This is a genomic window from Vibrio sp. 2130-1, from assembly GCF_033339515.1.
In genome coordinates this window covers 169993-184670 of record NZ_JAWOUT010000008.1, presented here as the reverse complement: position 1 = coordinate 184670, position 14678 = coordinate 169993, and the positions used below count along the sequence as shown (strand labels likewise).

The 14678-nt window shown below is 43.9% G+C and carries 14 protein-coding genes; 10 read left to right on the top strand and 4 right to left on the bottom strand.

What is annotated here, in order from left to right:
- Nucleotides 1–77 precede the first annotated feature (77 nt).
- Nucleotides 78–2198, top strand: coding sequence for an anaerobic ribonucleoside-triphosphate reductase (nrdD, locus tag R7Q09_RS14335; RefSeq protein WP_239945314.1), 2121 nt, complete (start codon nt 78–80; stop codon nt 2196–2198).
- An 84-nt stretch (nt 2199–2282) separates the two neighbouring features.
- Entirely contained in the window at nt 2283–2753 is a 471-nt protein-coding gene (nrdG, locus tag R7Q09_RS14330; protein WP_005376213.1) for an anaerobic ribonucleoside-triphosphate reductase-activating protein, read from the top strand.
- 84 nt (nt 2754–2837) lie between these two features.
- On the opposite strand, the gene R7Q09_RS14325 is transcribed toward nrdG, so the two are convergent.
- Nucleotides 2838–4223: an MATE family efflux transporter gene (locus R7Q09_RS14325; RefSeq protein ID WP_239932695.1), complete on the bottom strand. Its 1386-nt coding sequence runs from the start codon at nt 4221–4223 to the stop codon at nt 2838–2840.
- 120 nt (nt 4224–4343) lie between these two features.
- Between R7Q09_RS14325 and R7Q09_RS14320 the strand changes: the two genes are divergently transcribed.
- The 3 genes from R7Q09_RS14320 (at nt 4344) to R7Q09_RS14310 (ending at nt 7239) form a co-directional block, all read left to right on the top strand.
- The gene (locus tag R7Q09_RS14320; protein WP_239945313.1) at nt 4344–5201 is read left to right on the top strand and encodes an AraC family transcriptional regulator; all 858 of its coding nucleotides are present in this window, start codon (nt 4344–4346) and stop codon (nt 5199–5201) included.
- A gap of 155 nt (nt 5202–5356) precedes the next feature.
- A complete protein-coding gene (locus R7Q09_RS14315) occupies nt 5357–6544 on the top strand; it encodes an aromatic amino acid transaminase (RefSeq protein ID WP_017634625.1) in 1188 nt (395 codons plus the stop codon).
- An 11-nt stretch (nt 6545–6555) separates the two neighbouring features.
- Nucleotides 6556–7239: an ATP-dependent zinc protease gene (locus R7Q09_RS14310; RefSeq protein WP_042520934.1), complete on the top strand. Its 684-nt coding sequence runs from the start codon at nt 6556–6558 to the stop codon at nt 7237–7239.
- Nucleotides 7240–7374: 135 nt separating this feature from the next.
- Here R7Q09_RS14310 and R7Q09_RS14305 read toward each other — a convergent pair whose 3' ends face one another.
- Together R7Q09_RS14305 and R7Q09_RS14300 are read right to left on the bottom strand one after the other, a co-directional pair.
- A complete protein-coding gene (locus R7Q09_RS14305) occupies nt 7375–7911 on the bottom strand; it encodes a hypothetical protein (protein ID WP_017634623.1) in 537 nt (178 codons plus the stop codon).
- 154 nt (nt 7912–8065) lie between these two features.
- Nucleotides 8066–8440 carry a NirD/YgiW/YdeI family stress tolerance protein gene (locus R7Q09_RS14300; RefSeq protein ID WP_318070876.1) on the bottom strand — a complete coding sequence of 125 codons (375 nt, stop codon included), beginning with the start codon at nt 8438–8440 and terminating at the stop codon, nt 8066–8068.
- A gap of 155 nt (nt 8441–8595) precedes the next feature.
- Here R7Q09_RS14300 and R7Q09_RS14295 point away from each other — a divergent pair, with 155 nt between their 5' ends.
- The 4 genes from R7Q09_RS14295 to modC all read left to right on the top strand — a co-directional run bounded on the left by R7Q09_RS14295 (nt 8596) and on the right by modC (nt 12692).
- Nucleotides 8596–10047, top strand: coding sequence for a cobyric acid synthase (locus R7Q09_RS14295; RefSeq protein ID WP_042521122.1), 1452 nt, complete (start codon nt 8596–8598; stop codon nt 10045–10047).
- A gap of 69 nt (nt 10048–10116) precedes the next feature.
- Entirely contained in the window at nt 10117–10872 is a 756-nt protein-coding gene (gene modA, locus R7Q09_RS14290) for a molybdate ABC transporter substrate-binding protein (protein WP_042520932.1), read from the top strand.
- A 27-nt stretch (nt 10873–10899) separates the two neighbouring features.
- Nucleotides 10900–11589: a molybdate ABC transporter permease subunit gene (modB, locus tag R7Q09_RS14285; protein ID WP_042520927.1), complete on the top strand. Its 690-nt coding sequence runs from the start codon at nt 10900–10902 to the stop codon at nt 11587–11589.
- Complete coding sequence (gene modC / locus R7Q09_RS14280; RefSeq protein WP_065275319.1) at nt 11586–12692, top strand: molybdenum ABC transporter ATP-binding protein ModC; 1107 nt, start codon at nt 11586–11588, stop codon at nt 12690–12692. Before modB ends, modC begins: the two co-directional genes overlap by 4 nt.
- Nucleotides 12693–12768: 76 nt before the next feature.
- On the opposite strand, the gene R7Q09_RS14275 is transcribed toward modC, so the two are convergent.
- Nucleotides 12769–13206 carry a DUF3069 domain-containing protein gene (locus R7Q09_RS14275; RefSeq protein ID WP_005376232.1) on the bottom strand — a complete coding sequence of 146 codons (438 nt, stop codon included), beginning with the start codon at nt 13204–13206 and terminating at the stop codon, nt 12769–12771.
- A 273-nt stretch (nt 13207–13479) separates the two neighbouring features.
- Between R7Q09_RS14275 and R7Q09_RS14270 the strand changes: the two genes are divergently transcribed.
- Nucleotides 13480–14439 carry a diguanylate cyclase gene (locus R7Q09_RS14270; protein ID WP_017634619.1) on the top strand — a complete coding sequence of 320 codons (960 nt, stop codon included), beginning with the start codon at nt 13480–13482 and terminating at the stop codon, nt 14437–14439.
- Nucleotides 14440–14678: the final 239 nt, after the last annotated feature.

Genomic DNA, 14678 nt, shown 5'->3' with positions numbered 1-14678 from the left:
GTTGCTAGAATAAAAAATAACCCCATATAGTGTGTTTGTGGATAACTCTGTGAGTATGCTCGGGTAAGGAGAACAAAGTGAAACCAATCGTAATCAAGCGCGACGGATCAAGAGCTCCGTTCAACAGGGATCGTATCCAAGCAGCAGTTGAAGCAGCAGCGGAAAACAAAGATAAAGATGTCGCTATTTATGCTCTTAATGTGGCTCTTGCTGTCGAGTTACAGTTAAGAGAACACGATGAAGTTCACATCCATGAGATTCAAGACTTAGTCGAAAATGAACTCATGCAAGGTCCTTACAAAGCCCTAGCGCGTTCTTACATTGAATATCGCCACGATCGCGACATCGCTCGTGAGAAGCAAAGTGCACTAACTCGCGAAATCGAAGGTTTGATTGAAGAAAGTAATCTGGATCTAATCAACGAGAACGCAAACAAAGACGGCAAAGTAATTCCGACTCAACGTGACTTGTTGGCTGGTATCGTAGCGAAACACTACGCGAAGACGCACATTCTTCCTCGCGATGTGGTTCAAGCGCATGAAGTGGGTGACATTCACTACCACGATTTAGACTACGCACCGTTCTTCCCCATGTTTAACTGTATGCTTATCGATCTTAAAGGCATGCTGACGCATGGTTTTAAAATGGGTAACGCTGAGATTGATACGCCAAAATCAATTTCGACTGCAACAGCGGTAACAGCGCAAATCATTGCTCAAGTCGCGAGCCACATTTACGGCGGTACAACCATCAACCGTATTGATGAGGTTCTAGAACCGTACGTAATCACAAGCTACGAGAAACACCTAAAGATCGCAAAAGAGTGGAACATTGCTGAGCCAGAAGAGTTCGCAAAAGCGCGCACTGAGAAAGAGTGTTACGACGCATTCCAATCTCTAGAATACGAAGTAAACACGCTGCACACAGCGAACGGTCAAACCCCATTCGTTACGTTCGGTTTTGGTCTTGGTACAAGCTGGGCATCCTGCCTTATCCAGAAATCGATTCTGAAGAATCGTATTGCAGGTCTAGGCAAGAACCGTAAAACAGCGGTATTCCCTAAACTTGTATTCGGCATCAAAGATGGTTTGAACCACAAATCAGAAGATCCCAACTACGACATCAAGCAACTTGCGCTTGAGTGTGCGTCTAAGCGTATGTACCCAGACATTCTTAACTACGACAAAGTAGTGGAAGTAACCGGTTCATTCAAAACGCCAATGGGTTGCCGTAGCTTCCTTGGTACTTACGAAGAAAACGGTGAGCTGATTCACGAAGGTCGTAACAACCTTGGCGTCGTGAGCTTGAACCTTCCTCGTATCGCTATCCGTGCAAACGGAAGCGAAGAGAAATTCTACGAGCTTCTAAATGACCGCCTACGTCTTGCTCGTAAAGCACTAGAGACACGTATCTCTCGCCTTGAAAACGTGAAAGCACGAGTGGCCCCAATCCTATACATGGAAGGTGCGTGTGGTGTTCGCCTGAAAGCTGACGACTCAATCGCAGATATCTTCAAGAACGGTCGTGCGTCTATTTCTCTTGGTTACATCGGTGTACACGAGACAATTAACGCGCTATTCGGTACAGAAGTGCACGTTTATGATGACGCTGTTTTGCGTGAAAAAGCGGTCGCGATCATCAAGCATCTAAAAGATGCTGTGAATCAATGGGCTGACGAAACAGGTTATGGCTTCAGCTTATATGCAACGCCAAGTGAAAACCTATGTAGCCGTTTCTGCCGAATCGATGCGAAAGAGTTCGGTGTAATTGAAGGCGTAACAGACAAAGGTTACTACACCAACAGCTTCCACTTGGATGTAGAGAAGAAGGTGAACCCGTACGACAAGATCGACTTTGAGATGCCTTACCCAGAAATCTCAAGTGGCGGCTTTATCTGTTACGGCGAGTTCCCGAACATGCAACGCAACGTTGAAGCACTAGAAAACGTATGGGACTACAGTTACACCCGAGTGCCTTACTACGGTACAAACACGCCAATTGATGAGTGCTACGAGTGTGGCTACAACGGCGAGTTTGACTGTACAAGTAAAGGCTTCACTTGCCCAAGCTGTGGTAACCATGACTCAACTAAAGTATCAGTAACACGTCGAGTTTGTGGCTACCTAGGCAGCCCAGATGCACGCCCGTTTAACTTCGGTAAGCAAGAAGAAGTGAAGCGCCGAGTTAAACACCTGTAAGGTTAACTTACCACTCGTTTTACACTTTGAAAATCAACTTTAGACAGGTTGATTTTCTCTTTCTCGATAACACAGAGACGCATTATGAATTACCACCAATACTATCCAATTGACGTTGTTAACGGACCGGGTACGCGCTGCACGCTGTTTGTGTCGGGTTGTGTGCATCAGTGCCGTGGCTGTTATAACCAGTCGACGCAACGTTTGGATTCTGGTGTACTTTTCACGCAAGAAGCGGAAGACAAAATCATCGCTGACTTAAACGACACGCGTATCAAACGCCGTGGCTTGTCGTTGTCGGGTGGAGATCCGCTTCACCCTGCTAATGTGCCTCATATTTTGAAGATAGTGAAAAGGGTGAGAGAGGAGTGCCCAGGTAAAGACATTTGGGTTTGGACTGGCTACACGCTGACGGAACTGAATGACGCGCAAAGAGAAGTGGTGCAATACATCGATGTTTTGATTGATGGTAAGTTTGAACAAGACAAGAAAGACCTCAATCTCGAATGGCGTGGCAGTTCAAACCAAATCATTCATCGCTTTACAGACATCTAACCAAGTATTCTCCAAACATAAAAAGGGCTCACGCGTGCATAACGGGTGAGCCCTTTTGGTGTGAGTTCGTTAATGTCTTTTTTGTTACGCTGTCGCCGATTGATCATCTTCGACCATGTTATTTATCCAACGTTTAGATTGGATACGGTAAGTCGTCAGTGCGCCTTTCACTAACTCTTCCGCGAGCAGAGACATCAAGACAAAATGTAAAGGCAGCCCTAACACCATGCCTGTGTAATAAGTAAGGGGGATGCCAATAGCCCACTGACCGAACGTATCAATAAAAATACTGTAGCGAATATCAGCGCCGCTCTTTAGTACGCCGCCAATCCCAACCATGTTAAACACCCTCAAAATCATACCTAGCGCCATGACTAAACATACGTTAAGTGCCATGTCCGCATCGGTTAACGGGCTCAGTACCAATAGGTGATGAATCATGGGCGAGCTCAACCACACTAGGAAAAACAGCAAGGTGGCTAAGATTGCGCTGGTTAACACATACCACCACGCCGTTTTCTCGACTCGGTCATAATGTTTTGCACCAATATCATTCCCAAGAAGAACGGATGCAGCGACCGCAAATCCCATAAAGGTTGAAATCAGTACCCCTTCAATCGGTGATAAGAATGAGATGATCGCCAGTTCTGAAACGCCCAATTGACCATAGATGATGCTGTAAACGATCAATCCACCAGTCCAAAGCGCATCGTGGACCAACATGGGTAAAGAAACCTTAAAGTACTTTTTTCGATACTGTTTTAAGCGGCCTTGTACCCAATCGAACTTAGTCGGAATTAGATAAGCATATCGTTTGTAGAAAAAATAAATCAAGACGGCGGTTTGGAAAAATCGAGAAACAAAACTACCTACGGCTGCACCAAATACGCCCCATTGAGGGAAACCAAATAAACCAAAAATCAAAACATAATTAAGCGCGACGTTAACGACAATGGCGGAGATACTAACGTTGGTTGCCAGTTTGGTTTGGCCCACGGAGCGCAATACCGCTTCAATCGGTACTACTATCGCCGTAGCAATGAGGCTAAAGCCCGTAACCACAAGATAATCACGTGCATAAGTGACGTATTCAGGATCGTCTGACATAAAAGAGACGATCTCTTCATCAAAAATCGCATAAAGAACGATAAACGGCAGCGTCACCAAAATGGAAATAAACCAAGATTGCGCCAACGTTCTGCGAATTCCGGCTAGGTTTCCTGAGCCGTAGTATTGAGAAGCAAGTACGGTAACTGCACCGCACAGGCCAAAGACAACCGCTAGGTTGAAGAAAAAGATACGATTTCCAACACCAACTGCTGCCGTTGCAGATTCACCGAGTAGGCTTACCATGAAAATATCCACGACGCCGAGCAAAGCAAAAAGCATGGACTGAAGTGAAACAGGTAGGCCAATCGTAATCAGCTTTTGCCAAAATGCTTTATCGATGTATTCGCGTGTTAAGAGCATCGCATTTCTCCTTAAAGATTAATGCGAGTAGTTTATCCTCATGATTTGGCGGTGTATTTTTCAAAGGAATCCAAAACCTTTGTAAAACTCTCTACTAACGCACATGTGAGCCAATAAATCATGGAAGATAAACAAGAACGCTACGCGATTTCAGAAAAAACTTATCAAGAGTTTATTGATCACAGTCGAGTATTAGCACTTGAGGAGAGAGGCATTGTGCAGTGCGGCATTGCCACTTGTCGTGACTTCTTCTCTGTTTATCGTAAAAACCAAAAGAAACACATGCTGCTCTATACGGTGCGTGGTAAAGGGTGGCTAGAGAGTGGGGCTTGTCGATACGATTTGGAACCGGGCTCGTTGATTACAGTACCCGCAGGTGTTGAAAACGGTTTTGGTATAGAAGAGGAACCTTGGCAGATCGCGTGGCTTTTTCTTGCTCCTGATAGAGAGTGGCCGATGTTAGAATGCGATGTTCGCTACCAGCTTTCATCTACACCTGAAGTGATGTATGCATGTATCCAAACGTTACTACGCAGCATTCACCTTCCAATCGATTATGGTGGTGCGGTAGGTGAGCATAGTGTGGCTCAGTTAGAGCTGATGTTAAACATGCCGCCCTCAGAGTCGATATCACGCAGCCAATTGAGGCTTCGGCGTGTATTTGACCTTGTCCAACGTCAGCTCCATAAGGATTGGAGCGTTGAGCAGGTGGCGGCTCTATATCCATGTTCGGAGCCTCATTTGCATCGACTGACTCAAAAGCAGTTTGGTCGAAGCCCAATGGCACATTTAACGCGTATGCGCATGGAATATGCTGCTAGGTTACTTCGTTCAACAGAATGGCCAATTCAGCATATTGGAGAAATAGTCGGATATCCGACAAGCCCTAACTTTAGTACACGTTTTAAAGCGTGGTCGACCATGACACCAAGAGAGTTTAGAAAAAACGGTAAAGTGGATTGGTACGACGGGGAGTGAATCGTTCTTTTTCTGAACGATAGAGCGCACAAAACTCACCGCAACCCAGAATTTTGTTCTCTAATTGATGAAATAAGTGAAAAATCATTTCGTCATTTTTTGCGATGGTGTTAACGTGAGGTTCGGTACTTGAATTTCAAAGGGTTATGACTTTCATGTTTTCTAATCTCCCAACTCCCGTATTAGATCCTATTTTATCTCTATCCGTTGCATACCGTAACGATGAACGTCCAAACAAGGTTGACCTTGGCATTGGCGTATACAAAAACAGCGCAGGCGAAACGCCGATTATGAAAGCTATTCAAATGGCGCAGGATGTCGTTGTTGAAACTCAAAAAACCAAGTCTTATGTTGGTCTTGCGGGTTGCGAAGAATTTAATAAAAGCATGATCGATTTGCTGCTGACGGGAACGTCTGCAATGGATCGTGTTGCAGCTATTCAAACGCCAGGTGCAAGTGGTGCGCTGCGTATGCTCGGTGATCTAATGAAGATCGCACAGCCAGATACGACGGTTTGGATTTCCAACCCAAGCTACGTAAACCACAAGCCAGTGATGGAAGCAGCAGGCCTTAAAGTTAAGTTCTACCACTATTTCTCTTCGGAAACGAAACAAGTAGACACCGCAAAAATGATGGATGATCTTGCGAAAGCTGGGCCTTCAGATGTGGTACTTCTTCATGGTTGTTGCCACAACCCAACTGGTGCGGATATTGACTTCTCTGCTTGGCAAGCCATTACAGAATTGTCGCAGAAGAACGGTTTCATCCCATTTGTGGACATTGCTTACCAAGGCTTCGGTGATGGCCTAGAAGAAGACGCAAAAGGTCTTCGTTTTATGGCAGATAACGTTGAAGAGATGTTGATTACTACTTCATGTTCGAAGAACTTTGGCCTGTACCGTGAACGAACTGGTGCAGCGATTGTGGTTGGTAAGAACATGCATGATGTCACCAATGCAAAAGGTAAACTCCTCACTCTAGCTCGCTCTACTTACACGATGCCACCCGACCATGGTGCAGCTTTAGTTAAGACCATTCTGCAAGATGACAATCTCACTTCCGTTTGGAAGCAAGAATTGAGTGAAATGCAACATCGTTTGGTTAGCCTTCGTCAAAGTTTGTGTAACGAGTTGAGAAACAACCATAATACAGATCAATTTGATTTCATTGAGGGTCACAAAGGCATGTTTACTGTGCTAGGCTTTAGTGGAAACCAAATGGCGCAACTGCGTGAAGATTATGGCATTTATGGTGTTGGCGATGGTCGAATTAACATTGCCGGACTTACCGAAACTCATATTCCATACGTAGCGGACGCAATTAAGAAAGTATCTCAAGCTTAATTGGAGTGTGGATGAAAAACTGGAAACTGATTCTGCCGCTTATGATGAGCGGCAGTTTAATTGCTTGTACGTCAACTCAAACGACGCAGGAACCTGTTGAGCCAGAGTCGCCAAAGGTCGAACAGCCCGTTAAAGTCGAGCCAGAAGTGAAACCTGAGGTAGATCCAAAGCCAGAGGTGGAGCCCAAACCAGAAGCGAAACCTGAGAAAAAGCCGGAACCAAAGCCTAAGAAGCCAGTCAAGGTCACAAAAACACCCGATGGCATGTTAATTCTTGGTTCTGAAGAATGGGTTTATGTTCCTGAAATTGACCAGACTTTCAAGGCTAGAGTCGATACAGGTGCGACAACATCATCAATTAGTGCGACTGACATTGTTCCGTTTGAGCGTGATGGTAAAGACTGGGTTAAATTTAAGATAGATTTAGGTGACAAAGACACCAAAGAATTTAAAGTACCCGTTGAGCGCTGGGCTAAAGTTAAGCAGTCTTCGTCAGAAGAGGTGGATAAACGAGCGGTGGTAAAAGCCTACATTACCGTTGGGGATCACAAAGAAAAGACAGAGTTTACGTTAGCGGATCGCGGACATATGACGTTTCCAATTTTGCTTGGTCGAAGCTTTTTTAGAGATATCGCCGTTGTAGATGTATCGAAAAAATATGTGCAAGATAAACCTAAAAAAACCGCTAAAAACTGATGTATTACAGCTAGTTTCTGCTACAAGCTAATAATTCGTGATTAACAAAAAATGGCCTCCAAAATCGGAGGCTATTTTTATTGAATCATATGCTTGCTTGTGATGCCCTGGTAGTCATAGTCATAGTCATATCCACTAAAATGCAAAACGAGCAGACATTACAATTTGCTGGCCATAGACACCATTATTTTTAAAATCTGCACCAAGCGATAGTTGCTGAGTTGAGTGGAATCGTGCGCCTAGATTGTAAATGGTATTCGAATCGTCATTATCTATGATTTGGCCGATACGGCCATGTAGCTCAACATTTTGCATAAACCAAATACGAGTGCCAATATTCACTTCCGTGCGCCACTCGTCGCCCACTTTATCACTGCCGTTCTCTTTAATGTTGTGTACCAACATTTGGCCATAAATATCTGCAAATTGGCCTGCTGGCCCATTAAAGCCTATACCACCAGCAATGTCCCAGTCTCCGCTGAATTCACTGTCTGCGCGAGCAATGAAATGGGTATTCTCTGTAAAGTAGGTATTGAACTCGCCACCAAATGTACCAGGGCTAGTGCCCATGCGAAATTCCATCGTGTTGTAGTTGAAATTATTTGCATGTGCGGAAAGTGGCAAAATAGCACACAAACCAAAGGCTGCAACCTTTAGAGCTTTACCTAGCATGGTGTCTCCGGGCAAGATGAATAAAATGAACAAAAAAATGGTCTGCAAAAAGCAGACCAAGATTGATAAAGCTATCATTTTAAGTGCTTGCCGTCACTATTTAGCTGTAATCGTCACTACATCATGTTGATATGCACAGCAATCGGGGTTTGTTTTACATGACCACGAGTTGTTCGACTTCAATCTCTGGTTTGTTCCCGCCTTCAAATTCGCCAAACAGACGGACTTTAGTCGTGTGATCAATCGGAGTGTTTAGCTGAATATCGTCATCGAGTTCGACCATCACTTCACCGGAACCATCGCTAAAGACAAACTTATCCGCGCGAACTTGACGCAATAAGTTACCTTCAACGACCACATCTTTTTCAGTAAACATATTGGAGTCGTTTAGCAAGGCATCCAATTTTTCCACAGTGACAGGACCGTTAAACTGCAAGTTTGATTGGTTTTGAGCGTTATCTTTCGTGAACGCGATAGAAGGAGCAATAGCTAAGGCGGCGATTGTTGCGATAATTGTATTCTTTTTCATGTTACATCCTCATCGGTTTGTTTTGATGGGTTCATTAAAACAGGGCTTGTTTGAACCAATGATGATTTCAACATTCATATTCTATTCATTTGCTTGAGTAAGTGGGGACGATGACGTTATGATTGTTCATCTTCCTCTATTCCTTACAAATGTTCATGAAATCAGCGATCCCATCTTTAATGGTTCAAGGCACCACTTCGGATGCCGGAAAAAGTGTCCTTGTGGCAGGTTTATGCCGTGTATTAGTAAGAAAAGGGATAAATGTTGCCCCATTTAAGCCACAAAACATGGCACTAAATAGTGCGGTAACCAAAGATGGCGGTGAAATAGGTCGAGCACAGGCCGTTCAGGCACAGGCGTGTAATGTTGAGCCAACCGTACATATGAATCCGGTTTTGATTAAACCTAACAGTGATACAGGTGCTCAGATCATTTTGCAGGGTAAGGCGATTTCCAATATGGATGCGGCTGGCTTTCATGATTACAAGAAAGTGGCGATGGACACGGTGTTAGATTCCTTCTCTCGTCTGACTCAAGAATTTGATTCGATCATTATCGAGGGCGCGGGGAGTCCTGCTGAAATCAATTTACGAGAAGGCGATATTGCAAACATGGGTTTTGCTGAGGCCGCTGATGTACCAGTGATCATTGTTGCTGATATTGATCGTGGTGGAGTGTTTGCACATTTGTACGGAACACTTGCGTTACTTTCTGAATCTGAACAAGCGCGAGTAAAAGGATTTGTTATCAACCGTTTTCGAGGTGATATTCGTTTATTGCAATCGGGCCTCGATTGGCTAGAAGAAAAAACAGGTAAACCTGTACTTGGTGTACTTCCTTTTCTCCATGGTTTGAATTTAGAAGCAGAAGACGCGATCACTGCGCATCAAGAGTTGCACTCTGAGGTAAAACTGAATGTTGTTGTGCCTGTTTTAACCCGGATTAGTAATCATACTGATTTTGATGTGCTGCGATTGAATCCAGATATCAATCTACGTTATGTAGGTAAAGGCGAAAAAATAGATAAAGCCGACCTTGTTATTTTGCCTGGGACCAAATCAGTGAGAGACGATTTAGAGTATCTAAGAAGCCAAGAGTGGGATAAAGATATCTTGCGTCATATTCGTCTTGGTGGAAAAGTGATTGGTATCTGTGGCGGCTACCAGATGCTTGGAAACTTGATTGATGATCCAAACGGCGTCGAAGGCCAACCAGGTCAAAGCGAAGGACTTGGCTTGCTTGATATCACTACGACGCTAACTAACAGCAAACAGCTTACAAACACACAAGCACAGCTTTCTCTTAACGGCAAAACAGCCAATGTAAAGGGTTATGAAATCCACGTAGGGCGAAGTGAAGTACGGGGCCTGCAACCTCTTACATTCAGTTCCGGTGAAGCGGAGGGGGCGATCAGCGAGTGTGGCCAAATCATGGGAACCTACCTTCACGGGTTCTTTGACGAGGCAGATGTCTTAAGCCTGGTATCAGAATGGGTAAACGGCACCCAAATCAAACAACAAGACTTTGAAGAGTTAAAGGAGCAAGGCATTAATCGCATCGCAGATGCGATAGAACAACATATGCGCCTTGATTTTTTGTTTAAATAGCACATTAACTGATTGAACTTTATATTCAAATAACCTGTTCTTTCGCTTGCCTTGTATTGGAGTATCTCTATGAAAGCATGGAAACAGCATGCTTGCCTTGCGGCAGTATTAAGCATTTCATTTTCAGCAAACGCAGCAACGAACCTAAAAGTGTATGCAGCCTCTTCTATGACGAATGCGATTAACGAGATCGCGCAAAACTTTGAAGAAAAGTATGACGTTTCTATCACTCCCGTTTATGGTGGTTCTTCTTCTATCGCTCGACAAATTATCAATGGCGCACCAGCGGATGTATTCATTTCTGCGAACACGAAATGGATGGATTATTTGGTCGATAAAAATGTCATTTATCGTGACAATGTCACAAATTTAGTGCGCAATAGCTTAGTGTTGATTGCTCCTCAGTCTTCAGAATTAACCTCATTTAACTTTTCTGATGCAAAGGCATGGGAGAAGGCATTGCATGGAAATCGTCTTGCGTTAGGCAATCCGACGTCAGTACCTGCTGGTATGTACGCGAAAGAGTCATTGACTACACTGGGTGTATGGAAAGCGGTTCAAACTCACGTCGCACCAGCAAAGAATGTGCGCTTAGCTTTGGCGTTGGTTGAACGTGGAGAAGCGCCTTTAGGTGTGGTCTACAAAACCGATGCTCAGTTAACTGATAAAGTCAAAATTCTCGGCGAATTTGCGAGTGATACGCATGCGGCTATTGTTTACCCGGCTGCAATTGTGAATGATTCTACTGAGTCGGAGCAGTTCTTCCAGTACCTAAAATCGGACGAAGCCGCACGCGTTTTTGCTCAATATGGCTTTCAGCAATAAACCGGCCTTCAATTATAGGAACGAAGCGTGACAGAACTGGAATACCAAGCCTTAATGTTAAGCCTCAAAGTAGGCGCGTACGCAGTACTTTGGCTGATTCCTCTCGGCGTTTTTCTTGCTTGGCTACTTTCTCGAAAAACGTTCTTTGGTAAATCGATTCTCGATAGCTTAATTCATTTACCACTGGTATTGCCGCCAGTGGTAATCGGCTATTTATTGTTGATTTCTTTAGGACGACAAGGGTTCCTTGGAAAGTGGCTCTATGAAAATTTAGGGGTAGTATTTAGCTTTAATTGGAAAGGGGCAGTAGTCGCTTGTATTGTCGTGGCTTTGCCTTTGATGGTTCGTTCAGTACGCTTAAGCTTAGATAGCGTCGACCCTAAATTGGAGCACGCAGCCTCTACGTTAGGCGCTTCTCCTTTAAAAGTGTTTCTCACCATCACGTTACCACTGACCATTCCCGGAATTATTACGGGCACGATGCTGTCATTTGCTCGTAGTCTTGGCGAATTCGGGGCGACGATCAGTTTCGTCTCTAACATTCCGGGTGAGACCCAAACGATTCCGCTGGCAATGTACAACTTTATTGAAACGCCAGGTGCAGAAATGCAGGCGGCTCGTCTGTGTATCATTTCTATCGCGTTAGCCTTGTCTACATTAATGATCTCTGAATGGCTAAATCGTAAGGCGGCAAGCAGATTGGGTGCGAAGCAATGACGATTAAAGTCCAATTTAAACAAATGCTTGGTGAGACTGACTTCGACATCAAACTTAAGTTACCCTGTAATGGAATTAGTGCCTTGTTTGGACGATCTGGTGCAGGTAAAACGACGTTGATTAACATCATCAGCGGATTGGTCACTCCAAGGCAAGGGTATGTTGCGGTTGGTGAGCATGTTTTGTTTGACAGTGAACAGGGAATCAACCTACCAACGCACAAGCGTGGTATTGGTTATGTGTTTCAGGATTCACGTTTGTTTCCTCACTATTCGGTTCAAGGCAATTTGTTATATGGCGTTAAAGAAAAAGATGACGAGTATTTTGATGCAGTCACCGAACTCTTGTCTATCAAACCGTTACTAAAGCGCTTTCCGGTATCACTTTCTGGTGGTGAAAAGCAACGTGTTGCGATTGCGCGCGCATTGCTATCTAAACCCAATTTGCTTTTGATGGATGAGCCACTTGCCTCACTCGATATGCCAAGAAAGCGTGAGGTAATGCCTTTTCTTGAGGAGTTGTCGGAGAAGGTAAATATCCCTATTATCTATGTCACACACAGTCTCCAGGAAATTTTAAGGCTTGCTCAGCACCTTGCAATTATTGACCAAGGTAAAATTTCGAGTTCAGGTAAGCTTGAGGAAGTGTGGGCTTCTCATGTTATGCGTCCATGGCAATCTTTCTCAGATCAAAGCAGCTTATTTGAAGGCCGGATTGCTGAACATCATGAACGTTATGCACTGACTTGTATCAGCCTTGCACCTAATGTATTCCTGTGGGTGCAAAAGATCGACGGAACACCAGACACGCCAATACGCTTGCAAGTGCGTGCCAACGACGTTTCTATCACGCTCGAGCAACCCAAGGCGACGTCGATTCGAAATATTTTGCCTGCTATTGTCGATTCCATCGAGGCGTTTAACGCAGCCGATGACAAGCAGAGTATTAATGTATCACTCAAGCTAGACGAGAAATGTTATTTGTGGGCAACGATCACACCGTGGGCCCTTGATGATCTCAACCTAAAAGTTGGTAGCCGTGTTTTTGCACAAATTAAAGGTGTCAGTGTGACACAAAAAGATATGGCACTAGCGCCTCATTAACCGTTTAGACTGATTTACGCTTCATGATCAAAAAAGGCCGCAAAGTGCGGCCTTTGTTACTAGAAGAATGTCGGAATTACTTCGCGAATACTTCTTTGAATTCACGCTTAAGAAGTGGGTCACGACGTGCTTTCTTAAGTTGCTTAACCATGTCTTTCACACAGTTGTGAAGCACATTATCAAGTAGTTGAGCACGGTATTCTTCTTTATCTTCATCTGTCATGTTTTCTGGCAGATTAAGAGTAGGAAACTCTTCCATCACATTAATACCAGCGAATGCTTGGCCTACAGAAACTAGAGCATGAAACTGTTCAAAGTTGTCTAGAATGTTCTGTGCGCTTGCTGGCATTTCGTCCCATGATTCACGTACCGCTTCTTCAGACACTTCATGGATAGAGGTAACCATTTCGAACATTTGCTCTGGAACTTCGTCAAATTCGATAACTTTACGTAGCTCTGGAGAAATGCTGGCTAGATCGATTTTTTTGCTTTCGCTGTTAGTTGCTTCTGACATGGTGTGTCTCTCATTACAAAAAGGCGGGAATATTAATACCAAATGCATCAAATAGCTATACCCATTAATCCACAAGATGACCAAAGTGAATGAGTTTGTTGAACTTCTGCTCACAGGCCATGATTAGATAGGGTAACGTCCAGTCTAACTGCTTTATGCAATGGATTCCGTGATATTCAAACAAAAATATAGCACTTAATTATGAGTCGAATGCAACAACTCTATGAGTATGGTATATGTTTAATAAAGACATAATTAAAAATGGAACGCGTTATGCAACCGACAGGGACATCGATGCGAATCCTTCTGGTTGACGATGTTCAGCTAGACAGGATGCAGTTGGCTATTCGTCTAAAGCAACTTGGACATATTGTAAAAGCCGTAGGTAGTGGACTAGAGGCGTTAAATACCTATGAGAGTTTTGATCCGGAACTGGTGTTACTCGATATATCAATGCCAGATATGAACGGTTTTGAAGTCTCTCTTCATATAAGAGAAACGTTTCCGGATTGGATCCCAATTATTTTCTTGAGTAGTCACGAAGAGCCAGAAATGATTGCTAAAGCCATAGATGCGGGCGGTGATGACTATTTAATTAAGCCGGTAGATAAACTGGTACTGAACTCTAAACTTATCGCAATGCAGCGTATTGCTCATATGAGACGAGAGCTTAAGCAAGCGACAGCTCAATTGGAGCAGGTTAATCAACTTTTGACTCAGCAAGCGAATGAAGATGGCCTAACCAAACTCTATAACCGCCGTTATATCGACCATAAGTTGGAATCGATGGTTGCATGGCATGGTCGTCACAATATGCCAATGGCTTTGATTCTATTGGACGTCGATTTTTTTAAACCGTTTAATGATAATTACGGCCATATTGAGGGCGACCGTTGCTTGCAAGCGATTGCGAATCAACTCAAGGCTACTTTTTGTCGCTCTGGGGAATATGTAGGTCGATATGGTGGAGAAGAGTTTGTCGTGTTGCTAGGGTGTACCGACACTCAAACAGCAGAAAGAGAAGCCGAGCGTATACAAGAGGCTATGTATTTTCTCGATTACCCACATGAGTATTCTAGTGTGTCAAATAGAGTGACAGTGTCACAGGGTGTTTTTGTTTTTCAACCGACAGGGAAAGAAGTGCAATCAGACTTGTATGCAACCGTTGATAAAGCACTATATACCTCGAAGTCTTTGGGAAGAAACACACATACTGTGGTCAATTCTTTTTAAAAACAAAATCTTATGAATGTCACTCTTTTTGTTGCGTTGTCACTTTTTGGTGGTTGTTTTAAAGCTAACTCAAAGTAAGATAGGCAACACAGTTCGAACGGAATGTCGCAATCGGGCGTATACCTTATACCTTTGATTAGATAGATAACATCGGGATAGTGGCAACGATGATTGCAGTTATTATGCTGATGGGGAAGTTCGGTTTTGTTGTAAACCCAGACAAGCTTGTTAACTTTCAC

Bases quoted from the DNA above. Each gene is read 5' to 3' on its own strand.
- R7Q09_RS14275 (WP_005376232.1), bottom strand. From the start codon at position 13,206: ATGTCAGAAGCAACTAACAGCGAAAGCAAAAAAATCGATCTAGCCAGC.
- R7Q09_RS14300 (WP_318070876.1), bottom strand. From the start codon at position 8,440: ATGAAAAAGAATACAATTATCGCAACAATCGCCGCCTTAGCTATTGCT.
- R7Q09_RS14310 (WP_042520934.1), top strand. From the start codon at position 6,556: ATGAAAAACTGGAAACTGATTCTGCCGCTTATGATGAGCGGCAGTTTA.
- R7Q09_RS14305 (WP_017634623.1), bottom strand. From the start codon at position 7,911: ATGCTAGGTAAAGCTCTAAAGGTTGCAGCCTTTGGTTTGTGTGCTATT.
- nrdG (WP_005376213.1), top strand. From the start codon at position 2,283: ATGAATTACCACCAATACTATCCAATTGACGTTGTTAACGGACCGGGT.
- modC (WP_065275319.1), top strand. From the start codon at position 11,586: ATGACGATTAAAGTCCAATTTAAACAAATGCTTGGTGAGACTGACTTC.
- R7Q09_RS14320 (WP_239945313.1), top strand. From the start codon at position 4,344: ATGGAAGATAAACAAGAACGCTACGCGATTTCAGAAAAAACTTATCAA.
- R7Q09_RS14295 (WP_042521122.1), top strand. From the start codon at position 8,596: ATGAAATCAGCGATCCCATCTTTAATGGTTCAAGGCACCACTTCGGAT.
- R7Q09_RS14270 (WP_017634619.1), top strand. From the start codon at position 13,480: ATGCAACCGACAGGGACATCGATGCGAATCCTTCTGGTTGACGATGTT.
- R7Q09_RS14315 (WP_017634625.1), top strand. From the start codon at position 5,357: ATGTTTTCTAATCTCCCAACTCCCGTATTAGATCCTATTTTATCTCTA.
- modA (WP_042520932.1), top strand. From the start codon at position 10,117: ATGAAAGCATGGAAACAGCATGCTTGCCTTGCGGCAGTATTAAGCATT.
- R7Q09_RS14325 (WP_239932695.1), bottom strand. From the start codon at position 4,223: ATGCTCTTAACACGCGAATACATCGATAAAGCATTTTGGCAAAAGCTG.